20 protein-coding genes are annotated in these 20,842 nt (G+C 70.9%); 17 read left to right on the forward strand and 3 right to left on the reverse strand.

What is annotated here, in order from left to right; all coding sequences use genetic code 11:
* Positions 1 to 2 precede the first annotated feature (2 nt).
* From ACFVU2_RS07915 to ACFVU2_RS07935, 5 genes are all read left to right on the forward strand, one after another.
* On the forward strand, positions 3 to 326 hold the full coding sequence (locus ACFVU2_RS07915; protein ID WP_018190696.1) for a DUF2469 family protein: 324 nt from the start codon (positions 3 to 5) through the stop codon (positions 324 to 326).
* Between the two features lie 104 nt (positions 327 to 430).
* A complete protein-coding gene (locus ACFVU2_RS07920; protein ID WP_387872762.1) occupies positions 431 to 787 on the forward strand; it encodes a YraN family protein in 357 nt (118 codons plus the stop codon).
* Positions 787 to 2,328 (forward strand): YifB family Mg chelatase-like AAA ATPase, encoded by a 1,542-nt coding sequence (locus tag ACFVU2_RS07925; RefSeq protein WP_387872763.1) that lies wholly within the window; start codon positions 787 to 789, stop codon positions 2,326 to 2,328. The genes ACFVU2_RS07920 and ACFVU2_RS07925 overlap by 1 nt, the downstream gene beginning before the upstream one ends.
* Positions 2,325 to 3,575: a DNA-processing protein DprA gene (gene dprA / locus ACFVU2_RS07930; protein WP_387872765.1), complete on the forward strand. Its 1,251-nt coding sequence runs from the start codon at positions 2,325 to 2,327 to the stop codon at positions 3,573 to 3,575. Before ACFVU2_RS07925 ends, dprA begins: the two co-directional genes overlap by 4 nt.
* Positions 3,576 to 3,687: 112 nt before the next feature.
* The gene (locus ACFVU2_RS07935) at positions 3,688 to 4,593 is read left to right on the forward strand and encodes a tyrosine recombinase XerC (protein ID WP_387872767.1); all 906 of its coding nucleotides are present in this window, start codon (positions 3,688 to 3,690) and stop codon (positions 4,591 to 4,593) included.
* Between the two features lie 7 nt (positions 4,594 to 4,600).
* On the opposite strand, the gene ACFVU2_RS07940 is transcribed toward ACFVU2_RS07935, so the two are convergent.
* On the reverse strand, positions 4,601 to 5,125 hold the full coding sequence (locus ACFVU2_RS07940; protein ID WP_387872769.1) for a murein hydrolase activator EnvC family protein: 525 nt from the start codon (positions 5,123 to 5,125) through the stop codon (positions 4,601 to 4,603).
* A gap of 333 nt (positions 5,126 to 5,458) precedes the next feature.
* Between ACFVU2_RS07940 and ACFVU2_RS07945 the strand changes: the two genes are divergently transcribed.
* The 10 genes from ACFVU2_RS07945 to ACFVU2_RS07990 all read left to right on the forward strand — a co-directional run bounded on the left by ACFVU2_RS07945 (position 5,459) and on the right by ACFVU2_RS07990 (position 13,885).
* Positions 5,459 to 6,895, forward strand: coding sequence for a sugar porter family MFS transporter (locus ACFVU2_RS07945; protein ID WP_387874380.1), 1,437 nt, complete (start codon positions 5,459 to 5,461; stop codon positions 6,893 to 6,895).
* A gap of 254 nt (positions 6,896 to 7,149) precedes the next feature.
* The gene (gene rpsB / locus ACFVU2_RS07950; RefSeq protein ID WP_387872771.1) at positions 7,150 to 8,085 is read left to right on the forward strand and encodes a 30S ribosomal protein S2; all 936 of its coding nucleotides are present in this window, start codon (positions 7,150 to 7,152) and stop codon (positions 8,083 to 8,085) included.
* Positions 8,086 to 8,129: 44 nt separating this feature from the next.
* Positions 8,130 to 8,960: a translation elongation factor Ts gene (tsf, locus tag ACFVU2_RS07955; RefSeq protein ID WP_387872773.1), complete on the forward strand. Its 831-nt coding sequence runs from the start codon at positions 8,130 to 8,132 to the stop codon at positions 8,958 to 8,960.
* 128 nt (positions 8,961 to 9,088) lie between these two features.
* A complete protein-coding gene (gene pyrH / locus ACFVU2_RS07960) occupies positions 9,089 to 9,802 on the forward strand; it encodes a UMP kinase (RefSeq protein WP_387872775.1) in 714 nt (237 codons plus the stop codon).
* 85 nt (positions 9,803 to 9,887) lie between these two features.
* A complete protein-coding gene (gene frr / locus ACFVU2_RS07965; RefSeq protein ID WP_387872777.1) occupies positions 9,888 to 10,442 on the forward strand; it encodes a ribosome recycling factor in 555 nt (184 codons plus the stop codon).
* Between the two features lie 2 nt (positions 10,443 to 10,444).
* The gene (locus ACFVU2_RS07970; protein WP_387872779.1) at positions 10,445 to 11,443 is read left to right on the forward strand and encodes a phosphatidate cytidylyltransferase; all 999 of its coding nucleotides are present in this window, start codon (positions 10,445 to 10,447) and stop codon (positions 11,441 to 11,443) included.
* A gap of 12 nt (positions 11,444 to 11,455) precedes the next feature.
* The gene (locus ACFVU2_RS07975; RefSeq protein ID WP_387872781.1) at positions 11,456 to 11,995 is read left to right on the forward strand and encodes a DivIVA domain-containing protein; all 540 of its coding nucleotides are present in this window, start codon (positions 11,456 to 11,458) and stop codon (positions 11,993 to 11,995) included.
* Positions 11,996 to 12,066: 71 nt separating this feature from the next.
* Positions 12,067 to 12,771, forward strand: coding sequence for a lytic transglycosylase domain-containing protein (locus ACFVU2_RS07980; protein ID WP_387872782.1), 705 nt, complete (start codon positions 12,067 to 12,069; stop codon positions 12,769 to 12,771).
* Between the two features lie 35 nt (positions 12,772 to 12,806).
* Complete coding sequence (locus ACFVU2_RS07985) at positions 12,807 to 13,118, forward strand: hypothetical protein (protein WP_387872784.1); 312 nt, start codon at positions 12,807 to 12,809, stop codon at positions 13,116 to 13,118.
* Positions 13,119 to 13,153: 35 nt separating this feature from the next.
* Complete coding sequence (locus ACFVU2_RS07990; RefSeq protein WP_387872785.1) at positions 13,154 to 13,885, forward strand: alpha/beta hydrolase; 732 nt, start codon at positions 13,154 to 13,156, stop codon at positions 13,883 to 13,885.
* An 8-nt stretch (positions 13,886 to 13,893) separates the two neighbouring features.
* On the opposite strand, the gene ACFVU2_RS07995 is transcribed toward ACFVU2_RS07990, so the two are convergent.
* Both ACFVU2_RS07995 and ACFVU2_RS08000 read right to left on the reverse strand, forming a co-directional pair.
* On the reverse strand, positions 13,894 to 14,931 hold the full coding sequence (locus ACFVU2_RS07995) for an AI-2E family transporter (protein ID WP_387872787.1): 1,038 nt from the start codon (positions 14,929 to 14,931) through the stop codon (positions 13,894 to 13,896).
* Positions 14,932 to 14,951: 20 nt separating this feature from the next.
* On the reverse strand, positions 14,952 to 17,720 hold the full coding sequence (locus ACFVU2_RS08000; RefSeq protein ID WP_387872789.1) for a hypothetical protein: 2,769 nt from the start codon (positions 17,718 to 17,720) through the stop codon (positions 14,952 to 14,954).
* Positions 17,721 to 17,904: 184 nt separating this feature from the next.
* Here ACFVU2_RS08000 and ACFVU2_RS08005 point away from each other — a divergent pair, with 184 nt between their 5' ends.
* Together ACFVU2_RS08005 and ACFVU2_RS08010 are read left to right on the forward strand one after the other, a co-directional pair.
* On the forward strand, positions 17,905 to 19,758 hold the full coding sequence (locus ACFVU2_RS08005) for a hypothetical protein (protein ID WP_387872790.1): 1,854 nt from the start codon (positions 17,905 to 17,907) through the stop codon (positions 19,756 to 19,758).
* A gap of 73 nt (positions 19,759 to 19,831) precedes the next feature.
* Positions 19,832 to 20,806, forward strand: coding sequence for a tetratricopeptide repeat protein (locus ACFVU2_RS08010; RefSeq protein ID WP_387872792.1), 975 nt, complete (start codon positions 19,832 to 19,834; stop codon positions 20,804 to 20,806).
* Positions 20,807 to 20,842: the final 36 nt, after the last annotated feature.

Genomic DNA, 20,842 nt, shown 5'->3' on the forward strand with positions numbered 1-20,842 from the left:
CGATGGATGAAGACGAGTTCGACGACTACGACCGCGAGGTCGAGTTGGCTTTGTATCGCGAGTATCGGGACGTCGTCTCGCAGTTCAAGTACGTGATCGAGACGGAGCGGCGGTTCTACCTCGCGAACGAGGTGGAGTTCGTGCGCCGGGACACCGAGCACGACTTCTACTTCGAGCTGACGATGAACGACGTGTGGGTGTGGGATGTGTACCGCGCCGACCGGTTCGTGAAGTCCGTGCGCGTGCTGACCTTCAAGGACGTCAACATCGAGGAGCTCTCGAGCAAGGAGTTCGAGCTCCCCAAGGAGCTCGCGCTCGACGAGTAGCCCGATTCCCTCCACAGGGGGTCTCATCTAACGGTTCTGCACTGATCCGCATCCACCCTCAGCCCTGAACGACCTCTCCGCCGAAGCTGGTGGCGGGAGGAAACATGGCAGAGAAGGATGAACTCGGTCGACGCGGAGAGATCGTCGCGGCCCGATGGCTCGAGGCGGCGGGATGCGTCGTGATCGAACGCAATTGGCGCTGCGCGAGCGGTGAGATCGATCTCGTGCTGCGTCAGGGCACGACCACGGTCTTCGCCGAGGTGAAGACGCGCACGTCGCTCGCCTACGGTCATCCGTTCGAGGCGATCACCCGGGCCAAGCAAGCGCGGCTGCGCCGGCTGGCCGCGGAATGGTGTCACGAGAACGGGCCGGTACCCGGCGAGATCCGGATCGACGCGGTCGCAGTAATCGACGCGTGGAGCGCCGAGCCGTCCGTCGAGCACCTGGCCGGAGTCGTCTGATGGCTCTCGCGCGTGCCTTCGCGGTGGCGTTGACGGGAGTGCGCGGCGATATCGTCGAGGTCGAGGCCGACATCTCCGCCGGTCTCCCGGCGTTCGTCCTGATCGGGCTCCCGGACGCCGCGCTCGGGGAGTCCCGCAAGCGGGTAAGTGCGGCCGCCGTCAACGCCGGGAGTCCGCTCACCCAGCGCAAGCTGACAGTCAACCTGTCTCCGGCATCCCTTCGAAAACAGGGGAGCGGCTTCGACCTGGCGATCGCCATCGCGGCTCTGGCCGCCGCGGGCGACGTGCCCGCCGCATCCGCCGCTCGCGCCGTCCATCTGGGCGAGCTCGGACTCGACGGGCGTCTGCGTCCGGTCCCCGGGGTGCTCCCGGCCGTGCTCGCCGCACGCGACGCGGGGTTCGGGCGGGTGCTCGTCCCGACCGCCAATGCGGCCGAGGCGCAGCTGGTCGACGGAGTCGAGGTGGTCGCGGTGACCGGTCTGCGTGCGGCGGCCATCGCACACGGGGCCGATCTCGACCCGATCGACGTGGATCCCGTCGACGGTCCCGCGGTCGAGGTGTCGCAGACGTCCGAACCGGATCTCGCCGACGTCGCGGGGAACGACGAGGCCGTCGACGCTCTCGTGGCCGCAGCGGCGGGAGGACATCATGTGGCGATGGTCGGACCGCCGGGTGCGGGCAAGACCATGCTCGCGCGCCGGCTCCCTTCTCTCCTCCCCGACCTGACGGGAGAGGAGGCGTTGGAGTCGACGTCCATCCGTTCCCTCGTCGGTCTCGGCGTCGGCGGAGGCCTCGTCCGTCGGCGGCCGTTCGAGGCGCCCCACCACACCGCCAGCGCTGTGTCGCTCATCGGCGGCGGGAGCGGCCGCATCGTTCCCGGCGCGATCGTCCGCGCCACGAACGGGGTGCTCTTCCTCGACGAGGCCGCCGAGTTCCCGCCGTCCGTCCTCGACGCACTGCGGCAGCCCCTCGAGTCCGGTGCGGTCAGCATCCACCGAGCGAGCGGGGCGGCGACGTTCCCGGCGCGGTTCCAGCTCGTCCTCGCCTCGAACCCGTGCCCGTGCGGCCGGTACGGATCGGTCGACGAGGAGTGCACCTGCACGCCCATCGCCCGACGGCGCTACCTCGCCCGGATGTCCGGCCCGCTTCTCGACCGTGTGGACATCCATCTCACGGTGCGACGACTGGGTCTCGCGGCGCTGCGAGCGGGGTCGGACGGCGACCGGAGCCCGCGGACGAGCGCCGCGCTCCGCGAACGTGTCGAGGTCGCCCGGGCCGCGGCCGTCGCCCGACTGGCCGGGACCGGCTGGCGGCGCAACGCGGATGTCGCCGGGACCTGGCTGCGCTCCGGAGCCAGGCGCGTGGGGGCGGCGGCGATCGGGCCCCTCGACCGGGCGCTGGAGCGAGGCTCGATCACCATGCGCGGCTACGATCGTGCCCTGCGTCTCGGTTGGACCCTCGCCGACCTCGACGGCGAGGCCGCGCCGACGGCGGAGCACATCGGCCGGGCGCTGTTCCTCCGCCGGGGGATCGGCGCATGATCGGCACATCCGCCTTCCTCGGCATCCCGCATCGACGGATCGCGACCCTCCTCGACGCGGTCGCACCGGAACCCGGCTCCTCAGGGCGATCGGCGGAGTCGGAGGCCCTCGAAGCACGGTTCGCCCGGGCCGTCCTCAGCACGATGATCGAGCCCGGCGATACCGACGCCGGCGCCCTGATGGGCGCGCTCGGGCCGATCGAGGCGGCGAGGTGCGTCGTCGACGGGGTCGATGCGGCCGATCTGCTCGCCCGGGTCGGCGCCGACCCGTCCAGTGCTCGGCAGCGCTCCCGTCTGACGGGTGCCCTGGAACGGTGGCGAGCCCGCGGCTCGGCGGAGGCCGGGGCCCGGGCGCTCGAGATGGCGGCGCACGTCCATGCGCGCCTGCTCGCACCCGAAGACGCGGGATGGCCGCAGGGCCTTCCCTCACTCGGCGCAGGCGAGCCGGTCGCCCTGTGGGTGCGTGGCGACCCGACGAGGCTCGAGCGTCTCGACCGGTCCGTCTCGCTGGTCGGCGCTCGTGCTGCGACCGGATACGGCGAGCACGTGGCGATGGAGAGCGCGGCAGGGCTCGGCGATCGGGGCTTCGCGGTGGTCTCGGGCGGCGCCTACGGCATCGACGGTGCCGCGCACCGGGCCGCGGTCGCGAGCGGGCACGTCACCGTGGCGTTCCTGGCCGGGGGAGTGGATCGGCTCTATCCGGCCGGTCACAGCGACCTGTTGCGCCGAGTGGGCGACACCGGCCTCCTGATCGGCGAGCTCCCGTGCGGTTCGACACCCACCCGGTGGCGCTTCCTCATGCGCAACCGGCTCATCGCGGCGGTGAGCGGGGCGACCGTGGTCATCGAGGCGGGTCATCGCTCCGGATCCCTCAACACGGCCGGGCACGCGGCAGAGATGGGCCGACCGCTGGGAGCCGTGCCGGGGCCAGTGACCTCTCCTGCATCCGCCGGATGCCACCGACTCATCCGCGAGTACGCGGCGACGTGCGTCACCACGGTCGACGAGATGGCCGAACTGGCCGACCCGATCGGCGCGGGACGGGACGCCGGGTACCCGGAAGGAGCAGACCCCGACAGCCCGGACGGTGTGGTCCTCTCGGCGGTGAGGGCCGGACGTGGAGGCGATCCCGAGGACCTCGCCCACACGACGGGCCTGGCGTCGAGACACGTGGTCGCCGCGCTGGGGAGACTCGAACTGGCCGGCGCCGTCAGGCTGACCGGACGGGGATGGGAGGCCGCGCCCTGACCTCAGGTCCGCCCCTGCACGAAGGCCGATCCGCCATCCGCCGATCCGCCATCCGCCGATCCGCCGAGGGTCGCTGCGCCGATCGAGGACCGCGGCGGGGGATGCTGGAGAGGTGAAGTTCACGGACGCGATCGACGGGTACGCGCGACACCTCCAGGTCGAGCGCGGATACTCGGCGCAGACGGTGCGGGCCTATCGGTCCGACCTGGCGTCGCTGGCCGCGTTCGCCGCAGGGCGCGACACGGACGACACGGCTGCGCTCTCGCTCGAACTGCTCCGCGATTGGCTGTGGGAGGGCGCCCAGCGCGAACTGGCGAAGGCGACGCTCGCGCGGCGATCCGCGGCGGCGCGCGGGTTCAGCGCCTGGCTGACACGCGCCTCGGGGGAGCAGAGCGACCCCGCCGCACGGCTGCGCGCCCCGCGACCGGACAAGACGCTCCCGCGCGTGATCACCCGCGCTCAGATGGACGAGCTGCTCGCCGGCCTCGCCGCGCGCGCGGACGACGGAGACCCGGGCGCCCTGCGCGACCTCACCGTCATCGAACTCCTCTACGCGACAGGGATCCGCGTGTCCGAGCTGACGGGACTCGACGTGGACGACGTCGACCTCGACCGGCTGACCGTGCGGGTGCTGGGCAAAGGGGCGAAGGAGCGCGTCGTACCGTTCGGCGTCCCGGCACGCACCATCCTGCGGCGCTACCTCGGCGACGCCCGGCCGGCGCTGGCCGCCGATCGCTCGGGCCCGGCCCTCCTCCTCGGCGCGCGAGGCGGACGCCTCGGCTCCCGCGCGGTGTACGACCTCGTCGCCGGCCTCTTGCAAGAGATCCCCGGCGCAGGGCCGGCCGGTCCGCACACGCTGCGCCACACGGCAGCCACCCACCTGCTCGACGGCGGCGCGGACCTGCGCGCCGTGCAGGAGATCCTCGGCCATGCCAGCCTCGGCACCACCCAGATCTACACGCACGTCTCGACGGAGCGGCTCAAGGAGAGCTACCGCCTCGCACACCCGCGCGCCTGAGCCAGGCTCACCCGCCGCGGCCGAGGGGCAGCAGCACAGACGGGGGCACGCGGCCGAAGAACAGCAGGGGCGAGACGTATGCGCCGTCCACCCGCACCCCGACGTGGAGGCATCCTCCGCCGCAGTGCCCGCCCGACGCCACGAGCCCGACGGCAGCGTCACGCGCGACCGGCTGACCGGCGACGAGCTCCGTCGCGAGCGGCTCGTAGCTCGAGAGCACTCCTCCGCCGTGATCGAGGGTGAGCACCGGCCGGTCCACCACCACCCCGGCGAAGCGGACCGTCGCGTCGGCGGGCGCGGTCACGGGCACCTCGGGCGTAGCCGCCAGGTCGATGCCGCGGTGTCCGGCGGCGTACGGGCTCGGGGGAGCGGCGAACGCTTCGACGACCCGGGCAGGGACGACAGGCCACGCCCACCGCGCCGCGGAGTCGGTCGGGAATCCCGTCGCAGGACCAGGCGCGAGCACGGCCGCGGCGCCCGGCGGTACACCGGTCGCCCCCACTCCCGCCACCAACAGGAGGAGCGCGCTCACGCGCCATGCCCGTCTCCCGCAGCCGGCACCACCGAGGGTCCGGCGTCCCCGTCGTCCCATCGCTCGCTCCTTCCGCCACCTCCACCCTCGCGGGCAGGCGGCAGCGCACGGGGTGGCGAGCGCGAACGGTGGAGAACGGTCATTCTTCACATCCGACGCATGTCGATGTTGCCGAGCGCCGATCCGGGCGTACCGTGTCTAGCGCCGGTTCGCGCGCGCCCGGGCGGGCCGGCGGATCGGCGGCGGCACACAATCGAACAAGGGGAACTCATGTCTGGACAACGCAGCACCGATGACGCGGGGAGCGACACCGGATATCAGCCCACCTCGGCGATGAAGCGCCGGGTGGTCGGACTCGCGGTCTCGGCCGCGATCGGCGGATTCCTGTTCGGATTCGACTCGTCGGTGATCAACGGCGCCGTGGACTCGATCCAGCACAACTTCGCGCTGAACGCCTTCGTGACCGGCTTCATCGTCGCGATCGCCCTGCTCGGCTGCGCACTCGGCGCCTACCTCGCCGGACGGCTGGCGGACCGCTGGGGCCGACTCAAGGTCATGCTCCTCGGTGCCGTCCTGTTCCTCGTGAGTTCGATCGGCGCCGGTCTCGCCTTCTCGGTCTGGGACCTCGGCCTCTGGCGTGTGATCGGCGGCCTCGGTATCGGCATCGCCTCGGTGGTCGCTCCGGCCTACATCGCCGAGATCGCGCCCAAGCGGTCGCGCGGCGGCCTCGCCTCGCTGCAGCAGCTCGCGATCACCATCGGTATCTTCGTCGCCCTCCTCTCGGACGCCCTCCTCGCCGGCACGGCGGGCTCCGCGTCCAGCCAGCTGTGGTTCGGGCTGGAGGCGTGGCGCTGGATGTTCCTCGTCGGCGTCGTCCCGTCGGTCGTCTACGGCATCCTCGCCCTGACCATCCCGGAGTCGCCCCGCTACCTGCTCGCGACCGGCAAGCGCGACGAGGCGCGCGCGATCTTCGCCACGCTCGTCCCGGAGAGCGAGGTCGACCGGCAGATCGCCGACATCGAGCGCGCGATCGCGGAGGACAAGGAGGGGGCCAAGGCGTCGCTGCGCGGCAACCGCTTCGGTCTCAAGCCGATCGTCTGGATCGGCATCATCCTGTCGATCTTCCAGCAGTTCGTCGGCATCAACGTGATCTTCTACTACTCGACGACCCTCTGGCGCGCCGTGGGCTTCACCGAGAGCAACTCGCTGCTCATCACCGTCATCACCTCGGTCACCAACGTCGTGGTGACGATCGTCGCCATCCTGCTCGTGGACCGGGTCGGCCGGCGCCCGATCCTGCTCACCGGCTCCGTCGGCATGGCGCTGTCCCTCGGGGTGATGGCGCTGTCGTTCGCCTTCGCCACGAAGGTGCACGGCGAGGTCTCGCTCCCCGACCCGTGGGGACCCGTCGCGCTGGTCGCGGCGAACGTCTTCGTGGTCTGCTTCGGTGCGTCGTGGGGGCCGCTGGTCTGGGTGCTGCTGGGCGAGATCTTCCCGTCGCGGATCCGTGGAGCGGCACTCGGCGTCGCGGCGTCGGCCCAGTGGATCGCCAACTTCCTCGTCACGGTGTCGTTCCCGCCGATGTCGGACTTCTCGCTGGTGTTCACCTACGGGATGTACGCCGTCTTCGCCGCACTCTCGTTCTTCTTCGTGTTCTACAAGATCCCGGAGACCAAGGGCATGGCGCTGGAGCAGGCGGAGACGCTCTTCACGAACGCGAAGGGGCGCGGACGCGGGCCGCAGGTGCGCGCCGGCGGCGACATCGTGTGACCGTCCGTTCCTGATAGGATGTGCGGAGCACTCCGCTCGTCGGAGTGACTACGCGTGCCCGGACACCCGCAGGGTGGGGCGCACTTCCACCGGTCTCCCTCACAGCTCACCGCGGTCCTTCCGCGCGGAGCGTGCCGGGAGCGGACGTGCGCGGGGCACCAGGAGCGGTGGCCGCCGGCCGCCGTGGACAACCGCATACCGCACCCGGACGACGCACGCGTCGCCGGGCGCGTCAAACACAAGGAGAAACGGCAATGGCCGTCGTCACCATGCGCCAGCTGCTCGACAGCGGCGTCCACTTCGGACACCAGACCCGCCGCTGGAACCCGAAGATGAAGCGATTCATCCTCACGGAGCGCTCGGGCAGCTACATCATCGACCTGCAGCAGTCGCTCACGTACATCGACAAGACCTACGACTTCGTCCGCGAGACGGTCGCCCACGGCGGCACCATCCTCTTCGTCGGCACCAAGAAGCAGGCGCAGCAGGCCATCGCCGAGCAGGCGACCCGCGTGGGCCAGCCCTACGTCAACCAGCGCTGGCTGGGTGGTCTGCTGACCAACTTCCAGACCGTGTCCAAGCGCCTCGCCCGCATGAAGGAGCTCGAGGAGCTCGACTTCGAGGGCACCACCAGCGGCTTCACCAAGAAGGAGCTGCTGATCAAGAAGCGCGAGCTGGACAAGCTGCACAAGTCGCTCGGCGGCATCCGCAACCTGACGAAGACCCCGAGTGCGCTCTGGGTCGTCGACACCAAGAAGGAGCACCTCGCGATCGACGAGGCGAAGAAGCTGGGCATCCCGGTCATCGCCATCCTCGACACGAACTGCGACCCGGACGAGGTCCAGTACCCGATCCCGGGCAACGACGACGCCATCCGCTCCGTCGGCCTCCTCACCCGCATCGTCGCCGACGCCGCGGCCGAGGGCCTGATCCAGCGTCACCAGAAGCCTGAAGAGGGCACCGAGCCGGCCGAGCCGCTCGCCGAGTGGGAGCAGGAGCTGCTGCAGGGCCAGGCCGAGGTGCAGTCGAGCGCCGAGACCGAGAAGGCCGCTGACGCCGACCTCGCCGAGGCCGAGGCGGACTCCGCCGAGGTCATCGCCGAGGGCGAGGCGGACGCCGAGGTCGCCGCGGAGACCGAGGTCGCTGCTGAGGACGAGGCCGCGGTCGAGGCCGAGGCCGAGACCAAGTAGTCCCCACCCCACCCGCTTTCGACTAGAAGGTTCCAGTTACGAACATGGCAAACATCAGCATCGCTGACATCAAGGCCCTGCGCGAGCAGCTCGGCACGGGCATGGTCGACACCAAGAAGGCGCTCGAAGAGGCCGGTGGCGACATCGAGAAGGCGACCGAGATCCTGCGCCTGAAGGGTGCGAAGGGCAACGCGAAGCGTGCCGACCGCTCCACCAGCGAGGGACTCGTCGCCGCCAAGGAGAACGGCAGCGGCACCGCCACCATGATCGAGCTCGCGTGCGAGACCGACTTCGTGGCGAAGGGCGAGAAGTTCATCGCCCTGGCAGACAAGGTCCTGGACGCGGCGTCCGCTGCGGGCGCGACCACCGTCGAGGAGGCCCTGGCCGCCCCCGCCGGCAGCCAGACCGTCGCCGAGCTCATCGGTGACGAGGCCGCCATCCTGGGCGAGAAGGTCGAGCTCCGCCGCGTCGCCTCGATCTCGGGCGAGCACTTCGCGATCTACCTGCACAAGACCTCCAAGGACCTGCCGCCGCAGGTCGGTGTCGTTGTCGGCTACGCCGGCGACGACGCGGAGACCGCCCGCAGCATCGCGCAGCACATCTCGTTCGCCAACCCGACCTACCTCACCCGTGAGGACGTCCCGGCCGCCGAGGTCGAGAACGAGCGTCGCATCGTCGAGGAGATCTCGCGCAACGAGGGCAAGCCGGAGGCCGCGCTCCCGAAGATCATCGAGGGTCGCCTCGGTGCGTTCTTCAAGCAGGTCGCCCTGCTCGAGCAGGAGTACGCCCGCGACAACAAGCTGACCATCTCCCAGGTGCTGAAGGACTCGGGTCTCACCGTGTCCGGCTTCGCCCGGTTCAAGGTCGGCGCTTAGCCCACCGATGAAGGAGTCCGGATCGCTCGTGAGCGATCCGGACTCCTTTTCTGTGCGCGCACCCATATGCGCACGACGCACCACGCACTAGCGTAAGAACGAAAAACCCCAGGAAGGACCATTCACGCATGTCGGCAGCTACCAAGAGGCGCAGGGTCCTTCTCAAGCTCTCCGGAGAGGCGTTCGGCGCCGGTCAGCTGGGGGTCAACCCCGACATCGTCAGCGGCATCGCGCGCGAGATCGCCCAGGCCGCCGGGGACGTCGAGATCGCGATCGTGGTCGGCGGCGGCAACTTCTTCCGTGGAGCCGAGCTGTCCCAGCGCGGCATGGACCGCGGCCGCGCCGACTACATGGGCATGCTCGGCACCGTGATGAACTCCCTCGCCCTCCAGGACTTCCTCGAGCAGGCCGGAGCCGAGACGCGCGTGCAGTCCGCCATCGCGATGACCCAGGTCGCCGAGCCGTACATCCCGCGCCGCGCCGAGCGCCACCTCGAGAAGGGGCGCGTCGTCATCTTCGGCGCCGGCGCCGGACTGCCGTACTTCTCCACCGACACCGTCGCCGCGCAGCGCGCACTCGAGATCAGCGCCGACGTCGTCCTCGTCGCCAAGAACGGCGTCGACGGGATGTACGACGACGACCCGCGCACCAACCCCGACGCGCGCAAGATCGACCACATCAGCCACCAGGAGGCGCTGCAGCAGAACCTCAAGGCCGTCGACTCGACCGCCCTGAGCCTGTGCATGGACAACGGCATGCCGATGCGCATCTTCGGCATCGAGCCGGCCGGCAACGTCACGGCCGCCCTGCTCGGCGCGGAGATCGGGACCCTGCTCGGCTGACCGCGCCCGACGCGGGTGCCCGGCCGCAGCGTGCGGCACCAGGGCTCTAGACTAGACAGCGATTGACCGATCTGAAGGAGAAACCGTGATCGCCGATGTGATTTCCGACGTCCGCCAGCGTATGAGCAAGACCGTGGACGCGGCGAAGGAGGACTTCGGCACCGTCAGTGCGGGCCGTGCCAACCCGGCGCTCTTCCAGAAGGTGCTCGTGGACTACTACGGCTCGCCGACCCCGCTGGCCCAGCTCGCCGGTCTGCAGAACCCCGAGGCCCGCGTCCTGCTCGTCACGCCGTACGACAAGTCGGCGCTGAAGGAGATCGAGAAGGCCATCGTCGCGATGCCGAGCCTCTCGGCCAACGTCGGCAACGACGGCGAGATCGTGCGCGTCACCCTGCCCGAGCTCACGGAGGACCGCCGCAAGGAGTTCGTGAAGATCGTCCGCGGCAAGGGCGAGGACGCCAAGGTGGCGCTGCGCAACATCCGCCGCAAGGCGAAGGACGACCTGGACGCCCTCAAGGGCGAGGTCGGCGACGACGAGGTGGCGCGCGGTGAGAAGGAGCTGGAGAGCATCACCCGCACGCACGTCGAGGCCGTCGACGAGGCGTTGAAGCGCAAGGAAGCCGAGCTCCTCGAGGTCTAGCCATGAGCGAGGGGAGCGGCGCCGGCGCGCCCCACACGCCGGAGACGGGGCGGCGGGGGAAGCCGCGGTCGCGTGAAGAGCTGCGCGCCCAGGTGCAGGCCACCCGTGCCGACTTCGAGCGGCAGGTGCAGGCGCGCAAGGCGCAGCTCGACGCGACGAACGAACTGATCGAGCAGCGCACCGGCCGCAACCTCATCCTGGCGATCCTGATCGGCCTGGTCGCCGGTGTGATCGTCGTCGGCAGCCTCGTGTTCATCAAGGAGCTGTTCATCCCGTTCGGGATGGCGATGGCGGGTTTCGCCGCGTTCGAGCTGACGCAGGCGTTCCGAGGGGCGGGGCGGCACATCCCTCGGATCCCGACGGTGCTGGCCGCCGTGGCGATCATCCCGGCGTCGTTCTGGTTCCACGCGGGCGGGCAGCTCGTCGCGCTGTCGGCGGGCATCGCGTTGGTCGTCCTCTGGCGCCTGGTGGAGGAGCTCGCGGTCCCCGCGCGCCGCGCCGGCGCCGCCGCCCTCGGCCGCGATCTGACCTGGGGGATCCTCGTCCAGCTCTACGTGAGCCTGCTGGCGAGTTTCGTGCTCCTGCTGCTCGCCGAGCCGGGAGGCGAGTGGTGGGTGCTGGCGTACGTCATCATCGTCGTCGCGGTGGACACCGGCGCCTACGCGGCCGGGCTCTCCTGGGGCAAGCACCCCATGGCGCCGACCATCAGCCCCAAGAAGACCTGGGAGGGGTTCGCGGGTGCGGCGGCGACCTCCATCGTCGCCGGTGTGCTGCTGTCCCTGTTCATGATCGATCAGCCCTGGTGGTTCGGCGTCGTCTTCGGCGTCGTGCTCCTGCTCACCGCGACGGCGGGGGACCTCGCGGAGTCGCTGATCAAACGCGACCTCGGCATCAAGGACATGAGCTCCTGGCTGCCCGGGCACGGCGGGTTCCTCGACCGGCTCGACTCCATCCTGCCGTCGGCCGCGGCGACGTACGTGCTGTTCCTCATCTTCCGATGACAGAATGAGCGTGTGAGCACCTTCCCCCGCACCCCGAAGAAGCAGGGTTACGACGTCGAGCAAGTGGACGCCTTCCTGCAGACCGCCCGGCGCGCCTACGACGACGACGGCACGGCGCCGTTGACGTCGGCCGACATCCGTCGCACCGCCTTCTCGATGCAGAAGGGCGGATACTCGACCACGCACGTCGACGCCGCGCTCGAGCGCCTGGAGGACGCCTTCGCGCAGCGGGAGCGCGACCTCGCGCGCCAAGCGGCCGGCGACGAGACCTGGTTCGCCGACGCGCGCAGCACGGCGCAGGTCGTGCTGAACCGTCTCGACCGCCCGGTGGGCCACCGGTTCGAGCGGGTGAGCGTGCTGACCCTCGGCTACAACCGTCAGGACGTCGACCGGTTCGCGAACCGGCTGGTCAAGTACTTCCAGGACGGCCGTCCGATGAGCGTCGACGAGGTGCGCACGGTGACGTTCCGCGAGCAGCGCGGAGGCTACCGGGAGGTGCAGGTCGACCTGCTCCTGGACAGCGTCACCGACGTCATGCTGGCGGTCCGGTGAGGCTGGCCGTTGCCTGAGGGCGGGCCCAGTTTCTTGGATTGTCCGCCGAAGTCCGTTATGGTCTTGTGATCGTGGGTAGACGAGAAGCAGCAGAGATCGTTCCGCTGACGCCGGCCAACCCGGTCGGAGTCGCGTTCAAGCGATCCCGACGACCGCACATCCGGTCGCGAGCCCTCCTGTGGGGGTTCGCATTCAGCGCCGCCGTGGGCTTCGCCCTGGTGAACGTGGTGGACCCGTATTCGGGTTCCGCCGCCACCCCGGCGTACGCGGACACGCTGCCGAGCCCGCAGACCAGTTCGCGGTTCGGAGGCGCGCCGACGCAGTCGCTGACCGCGCCCGACTCGTACACCACCACGGTGGAGCGCGACACGGTGAGCGTGAAGGCGAAGCCGATCCCGACGCCGACTCCGACTCCCACACCGACCGCGTCGAGCAAGTCCTCCTCGGCGGCCCCCGCCGTCGGCACCCCCGACCCCGGTACGGCTCAGGCGATCGCCTACGAGATGCTGCAGGCCCGTGGATGGGGCGACGACCAGTTCAGCTGCCTCGTGGCGCTTTGGAACCGCGAGTCGCACTGGAACGTCTACGCGCACAACGGCAGCAGCGGCGCCTACGGCATCCCGCAGGCGCTCCCCGGCAGCAAGATGGCCTCGGCGGGCGCCGACTGGGAGACCAACCCGGCGACGCAGATCACGTGGGGCCTGGGCTACATCACCGGCCGCTACGGCACCCCGTGCGGCGCCTGGGATCACTCCGAGAGCTCCGGCTGGTACTGACCCGAGGGCCGGTCCGGTCCGCATAGACTGGACCGATGCCGCGCAGCAACCGTCACCGAGGCCGTCACGGCCAGGGGCGCGGCCACGTTGACGACAGCCGCGAAGACGCCTTCGACCGCATGCTGGCCGGGTGGCGACGCACGGAGACCCGCCGTGGCGCGACCTGGAACGTCCAGCCGGTGTCGGCGGCGCAGGCGCAGAAGAGCTACGTGTGCCCCGGCTGCGGACGCGAGATCGCCCCGGGCGTCTCCCACCTCGTCGCCTGGCGCGCCGACGGCGTGCTCGGTGACACCGCCGACCTCGCCGCCCGGCGGCACTGGCACGAGGCGTGCTGGAAGATCGCCTGACGACGCATCCCGCACCGAGAGACGAGAAGGACCACGTGACGACCACCGAGATCCGCGGAGGCATCGAGCTGCCCGCCCGCCGGGAGGACATCGAGCTGCACACGCGCGACGGGCTCACCCTCGTCGGGGAGCTGGCCGGCCCGCTGGACCGGGAGCCGGTCGCGACGCTGGTCACCCTGCACCCGCTGCCGACCGGCGGCGGGTTCATGGACTCGCACATCCTGCGCAAGGCCGCCGGGAGACTGCCCGCACTGGCCGACATCGCCGTGCTGCGTTTCAACACGCGAGGCACGGCCTCTCCGCGCGGGCGCAGCGAGGGGGAGTTCGGGCACGGCGTGGACGAGCGCTACGACGTGGAGGCGGCGATGACGTTCGTCACCGAGCGCGGCCTCCCGCACCCGTGGCTGCTGGGCTGGTCGTTCGGCACGGAGCTCGCGCTCATGTACGGCCGCGAGTGCCCGGTCGACGGCGTCATCCTGCTCTCGCCTCCGCTGCACCGGGCGAAGCCCGAGCACCTCGCCGCGTGGGCGGGGGACAACCGGCCGATCGTGGCGCTCATCCCGGAGCACGACGACTATCTGCAGCCGGCCGAGGCCGCGCAGCGGTTCGCACCGCTGCCGCAGATCGAGCTCGTCGATGTCGCCGGCGGGAAGCACCTCTGGGTCGGTGAGACCCAGACGCGGCGTGTGCTCGACGAGATCGTCGCGCGCCTCAATCCCGCAGCGTCCCCGCTGCCGACGACGTGGGACGCGCCTGAGACGGCCTGACCGGCGCGCTAGAGCTCGTTCTGCCGCGGGATGACCACCTGCTTGATGATGAGCAGGAGGGCCGCGGCGAACGGGATCGCGACGAGCGCGCCCAGGATGCCGAGGAGGGTGCCGCCCGCGAGGGCCGCGACGACCACGAGGGCACCGGGCACGGCGACGGCGCGGTTCATGATGCGCGGGCTGAGGACGTACGCCTCGACCTGCATGTAGACGATGTAGTAGATCGCCGCGGTGATGGCCGTCGCCGGCCCCGACAGGATGCAGACGGCCACGATGATGATCGAGCCGGTGATCGTGCCGACCAGCGGGATCAGCGAGAAGAAGAACGCGATCGACGCGAGCAGCACGGGGAACTTGGCGCCGATGATCGTGAGGAAGATCGCGCTGAGGATTCCGTTCACGAGGGCGAGGGACACCTGCCCCATGACGTACTTGCCGACGGAGTCCGTGATCTGGTCTCCCAGGTCGGCGAACCGCGAGCGGCGCGAGGCCGGGACCAGCTGGTACGCCGCGCGCTTGATGCTCGGCAGCGACGCGGTGAAGTAGATCGTGAGGATGGTCACGATGACGACCCCGAACGCGCCCTGGACGATGCCGGTGGCGGTCTGCAGCACCTTCGAGGTGATGTCGGGGAGGTTTTGCTGCAGCCACTGCGTGACGGTGTTGATGTTCGCGTCGTTGATCACGGACGGGAACTGGTGCTGGAGGGTCTGGAACCAGTCCTCGGCGGCGCCGCTGTTCACCCACGAGATGGTGTTGTTGACCAACTGGGTCGCCTGAGAGATGGCCACCGGGACGATCGCCCAGATCAGGCCGACGAACGCGCCGATGATCACGACGAGCGCGACGACCAGGGCGAGCCAGCGCGGGAAACGGCGACGCTCGAGGAAGGTGATGAGCGGCTCGATCCCCAGGGCGAGGAACAGGGCGGCGCCGATGTAGGTGATGATCGTCGCCAGGCTGACGATCGACGTCAGGATGAGGATGCCCAGGCCGACGCCCAGCGTGCCGATCAGTCCGACGCGGAAGGCGTTCTGGATCTTCATGATTCCCCCGACCCGGTCGTTCAGTCGCGCTCGGTGGTGACGCTCTCGGCCTGCTGCAGCATGCCGCGGAGGTTCTCGAAGTAGCCGGCCACCGCATCGCGCTCGATCTTGATCTGCGCGAGCCGCTCCTCCGCATCGGCGGCGAGCCGTGCGGTGCGCTCCTCGGCCTCGGCGAGCTGGGCCGCTGCGCGCTCCTCGGCGTCGCGCACGATGGCGGAGGCGGTCTTCTCGGCCTCCTTGCGCGCCTTCTTGACGGTGTCGCGGGCCTCGGCCTCGAACGCCTCGCTCTCGGAGCGCGCCTGAGCCGTGCGCTTCGTGGCGTCCTGGAGCTGGGCGTTCGCGTCGTCGAGGTACTTCTGGGTCTGGGCGACGGCCTCCTGGTGCCGGGCGAGGTACTCCTTCTCGGCCTCGTCGCGGCGGGCGCGGAGCTCGACGTCGAGGTCGATGCGCGCCTGCTGGACCTCGTGGGTCCGTGCGTCGAGTTCGGCGAGCGTGCTCGTGCGCAGCGCGGTCAGTTCGGCCTCGAGCGCGGTGCGCGCGTCGGCCGCCTCGTGCTCGAACTCGGCCGTCCGCTGCGCGATCTCGGCGGCGAGGGCCGTGCGGGCCTCGGCGACCTCGGCCGCGAGGGCGGTCTGCGCGTCTCCGGTCTCCTTCTCGAGCGCGACCCGGGCCTGCTGCGTCTCGTCCGCGAGGGTCAGCCGGATCTGGTCCGCCTCGGATGCCAGGGCGATCCGCTGCTGCTCGCGGTCGTCGGCGAGCTCGTTCGCGGTGGACTCGCGCAGATCGGCGAGCTCGACGGAGGTGCGCCGGACGTCCTCGGCGAGGGTCGTGCGGGTGCGCTCCGTCTCTTCGGCGAGCCGCGAACGGGTCTGCTCCTCCTCGGCGGCGAGCGCGGACTTCGTCTGCTCGACCTCGGCCGCGAGGGCGGACTTCGTGGTGGCGACCTCGGTCTCGAGGGCGGATCGTGCCTGTTCGGTGTCCGCGGCCAGCTTCGTGGTGGTCTGCTCGACCTCGGCTGCGAGGGCGGACGTGCGCTGCTCCTCCTCGGCGGCGAGCGCGGACTTCGTCTGCTCGACCTCGGCCGCGAGGGCGGACTTCGTGGTGGCGACTTCGGTCTCGAGAGCGGACTTCGTCTGCTCGACCTCGGCGGCCAGCGCCGCCCGGGTCGACTCCGTCTCGGCCGCGAGCTGTGCCTGGGTCGACGTGACTTCGGCCTGCAGGGCGCTGCGGCCCTGGGCGAGCTCGTCCGCGAGGGCCGTGCGGGCGGCGTCCACTTCGCCGGCGAGGTCGGCGCGGAGCTGCGCGGCCTCGGCGTCCAGTTCGCGTCGCCGCCGTTCGGTCGAGGCCTCGAGCTCGGCGCGCGCCGTGTCGGCGGCGGCGGCGAGCTCGCTTGCGCTGCGCTCGCGATCGGCCGCGAGCGCAGCCGCCGTCGCGGTGCGGTCGGCCTCGAGGGCCGTGCGCGTCTCGACGGACTCCTTCTCGAGTGTCGTCCGGGTCTGGAGGGTGTCGTCGGCGAGCTGCTTCGTGGTGCGCTCGACCTCGTCCGCGAGCTCGGACTTCGTCTTCGTGACGTCGTCGGCGAGGGCGGACTTCGTCTGCGTGACCTCGTCGGCGAGGGCGGATTTCGTCCGCGTGACTTCCTCGGCGAGGGCGGACTTGGTCCGTGCCACCTCGTCGGCGAGCTCGGTCCGGGTCCGGTCGGCCTCGTCCGTGAGGGCGGAGCGCGTCGTGGTCACCTCGTCGGCGAGCGCGGAGCGGGTCTGCTCGGCTTCGGCGGCCAGAGCGGCCTTCGTCTGCTCGACCTCGAGCGCGAGGGCCTTGGTGGTCTGCTCGACCTCGGTCTTCAGCGAGAGCCGGGAGGTCGCGTCCTCGTTCGCGAGGTCGGCGCGCGTCTGCGCCGACTCGGCGGCGAGAGCCGCCCGCTGCTGCTCGACCTCGGCGGCGAGGTCGGCGCGGGCCTGCGCGGCCTCGGCAGCGAGCTCCGCCCGCATTCGCGCCTCGTCGGCGGCGAGCCGATCGTCGGTCTCGGCGACGCGGCGCTCCAGGTCCAGGCGGATCTGCGCGGCCTCGCGCTCGAACGCGGCACGATCCTGGGCGAAGGCGCCCTCGAGCTCTCCGCGCCGGGTCTCGATGGTGCGCTCGAGCTCGGCGGCCTCGGCGCGTGCGGCGGCGGCCTCGCGCGAGGCGACGGCCTTCAGCTCCGCGGCCTCGCGGTCGGCCTCCGCGCGCACGGCGGCGGCCTCGCGCTTGCTCGTGGCGCGCAGCTCGGCGGCCTCGGTGGCCACCGCTCCCCGGATGCCCGCGGCCTCGCGCATGGCGTCGTTGAGGAGGGTCTCCTTGTCGGCACGGGTCTTCGCGAGGAGCTCGGTGGACTCGATCTGCGCGTCTTCGAGCGTGGTCGTCGCCCGGGCGGTCGCGTCGGCGATCACACGCTCCGCTTGCTGGGCGGCCGCCTTCTTGACCTTCTCGATCTCGCCGGCGGTTCCCGCGCGCAGCTTCTCGGCGTCGATGTCGGCCTGGGCGATCAGGCGCGTCGACTGCTCCTCGGCGACCCGGAGGGTGTTCTCGAGCTTGGTGCCGAGTCCGGAGTACGTCGGGCTGCCGACCTCCTCGATCTCGGCGTTCAGCTCGTCGATGCGCAGCTGGAGGCGCTTGATCTCCTTGGTGGAGTCCGCGGACTGCGTGTTCGACTTGATCAGCTCGCGCCGCAGGTCCTGGACGGCCTTGTCGACCTCGTCCTTGTCGTACCCGCGGAAGACCTGCGTGAAGTTCGATTCATCGGTGGCCACGTGTGTTACTCCTGAGAATGTCCGGACGCGAGCTGCTCGCACGCCGCATCGATCTTACATTTGGCGCCGGGTACCCGCATGGGGGACTGCAGGGTCGTGCAGGTAACGGTTAGATGCCTTTCAGGGTGCTCGACTATCGTGGAGTGTCTGTGCCCGCCCCCTCCCGGCACATGAGGAGATCTGTTTGCGTTTCGTACTCGCCATCGTCGCGTTCGTGGTGGCCGCCGTCATGATCGTCGCCGGCATCGCCCAGCGGACGGTGTTCGCGCCCCCTTCGCAGCTGACCGCGAGCGCTACGGTGCCCGACGACGCCCGCTATGTCGTCATCGCCGGCTCGGCGCTCAACGCCCACAGCGGGCAGCAGACGCTCTCCGTCGCCGGCGCGCCGGACATGAAGACGCAGGTCGTCGCGATCGGGCGCACCGCCGACGTCACGGCGTGGCTCGGGACGGAGAAGTACGTCTCCGTCGGGTACGACTCCACCACCGGCAAGCTGACGACGCGCTCGGTCACCCCGAAGGCGGCGAGCGGCTCGACGGCCACTCCGACGCCCGCCCCCTCCGCCACGGCGGACGCGGGCGCTGCTTCGGGCACGGCCGCCGCCGGGCCGAACCCCACCGGCTCCGACCTCTGGCTGGAGGAGTACGACGGTGTGGACGCCCAGGTCACCCGCATGAACATCCCCGACGGGGTGAGCGTGCTGGTCGCGTCCGACGGCACGAAGCCCGCGCCGTCGACCATCACGGTCACCTGGCCGGTGGACTCCAGCACCCCGTGGGCGTTCCCGCTGATCATCGGCGGGCTCGTCCTCCTCGTCATCGGAATCGCCCTCTACCTCTGGGGGCTCTACACCCACCGCAGAGCGCGCGGACCGCGCCGGAAGAGCGGACCCAAGATGCCAAAACTCCCCAAGGCCCCCAAGTACAAGCCGAGCGCCGACGTCGAACCCACCTCGCGCGGGCGCCGCTCCACACGTCGCTCCCGGGTGATCGCACCCGCCGTGCTCGTCGGAGCGCTGACGCTCTCGGGCATCGGCGCCGGAGCCGCGTTCGCCGACGAGACGCCGACGCCGACTCCGACCCCCACGTCGACCTCCACCTCGACGTCGGTGCCGAAGCCGGTGAACCAGCTGCCGCCCGCGGTGACCGTCCCGCAGCTCGAGCGGATCATCAAGCGGATCTCGGTCTCGGCCGCGAACGCGGACGCGAAGGCCGACCCGAGTCTCGCCAAGGAGCGCTTCACGGGCGCGGCCCTCGCCCTGCGCGAGGCGAACTACGCCATCCGCGCGAAGAAGGCCGACCAGCCGGCGCTCCCCGCCATCCCCTCCGACCCCATCGTCCTCTCGCTGCCGCAGTCGACCGACTCGTGGCCGCGCACGGTCGTCGCGGTCATCGAGATGCCCAAGGACGCCGCGGGCAAGGACCAGGCCCCGCAGGCGATCACCCTGGTGCAGGATTCGCCGCGCGACAACTACATGATCGAGTACGCGATCTCCCTGGAGCCGAAGGCGAAAGTCCCGAACCTGGCGCCCGCGAGCATCGGAGCCGCGGCCGTGCGGCCGGACTCCAAGCTGCTGGCGCTGCCGCCGGACCAGGTCGCCGCCGCATACGGCGACGTCCTGATGAACGGCGACCAGAGCACGTACGCCAGCCTGTTCAGCCCGGACGGGGACACCCTCCGCACGGCGGTCGGCGCCGAGTGGAAGGCGCAGCAGAAGGCCGCCGTCCCCGCCACCGCCTCGCTCACGTTCACGACCGCCGTCGGGCCCAGCCCGGACGTCGCCATGGCGACGAACGACTCCGGCGCGATCGTCTGGGTCGACCTGCAGGAGGCGCAGCAGCTCAAGGTCATCGAGGCGGGCGCCGAGGTGAACGCCGGACCGACGGCGGCCGCGCTCGGCGTCGCGAGCTCCAAGACCGGGATCGAGACGACCTACGGGTACCAGCTCGCGTTCTACGTGCCCCCAGCCGGCTCGGACGCGAAGATCACCCTCCTCGGTTTCGCTCAGGGCATGATCGGGGCCAAGGAGATCCAGTGATCCTGCGGCCCCGCGCCGCGTATCGTTGAGAGTTGTGCCGACGCGGACCCCCGGTCCGCCTTCTGGAGGTGTCATGAGTCAGATCCCGCCCCCGCCCACCAACCTGCGGGGCGCCGTCGACCTGAGTTCGCTCGTCGACCGCCCGACCGCCGCCGCTCCCGTTGGGGGAGCCGCACCGGCCGCGGCCGGGGAGGCGCTCGCGCTGCCGAGTCTGTACTTCGAGGGCACCGACGCCAACTTCAACGACTTCATCGACCTGTCGATGCGGGTGCCGATCGTCGTCGACCTGTGGGCCGAGTGGTGCGAGCCGTGCAAGCAGCTCAGCCCGATCCTCGACCGGATCGTCGCGGACTACGCGGGCCGGGTCGTGCTGGTCAAGGTCGACGTGGATGCGAACCCGCAGCTCACCCAGGCGTTCCAGGCCCAGTCCATCCCGGCCGTTGCCGCGCTCGTCGGCGGACGCCCGGTGCAGCTCTTCGTCGGGGCCCTTCCCGAGCAGCAGGTGCGCGACGTATTCGAGCAGCTGCTCGAGCTCGCGGCCCAGAACGGGGTGACCGGCACGGTCGCCGTCGACGGCGACGCCGGTGCTCCCGCGGACGCGCAGGGCGAAGCGGCCGAGCCCGAGCCGGAACCGCTGCCCCCGCACCACGCCGAGGCCTACGAGGCGATCGAGCGCGGCGACTACGACACGGCCATCCAGGAGTACAAGACGGCCATCGCGCAGGACCCGCGCGACGCCATGGCGGTGGCCGGCCTCGCCCAGGTGAGCCTCCTGGCACGGCTCGCCGGCAAGACCCTCGACGCGATCCGCGGCGCGGCCGCGGCCGACCCGTCCGACGCGCAGGCGCAGCTCGACGTCGCGGACCTCGACCTCTCCGGAGGCCATGTCGAGGACGCCTTCGACCGGCTGCTCGCGCTCTACCCGACGCTCGACGCACCGGGGAAGGAGACGGTCCGCACCCGGCTGGTCGACTATTTCGAGATCGTCGGTGTGGAGGACCCCCGGGTCGCGAAGGCGCGGGCTAGGCTGACGTCGCTGCTGTACTGACGTCCCCGATGCGGTAGGCGGCGCACCGTCCCCCTC

Origin of the sequence: Leifsonia sp. NPDC058194, assembly GCF_042883605.1 — a bacterium.
Classification (GTDB): Bacteria; Actinomycetota; Actinomycetes; order Actinomycetales; family Microbacteriaceae; genus Leifsonia.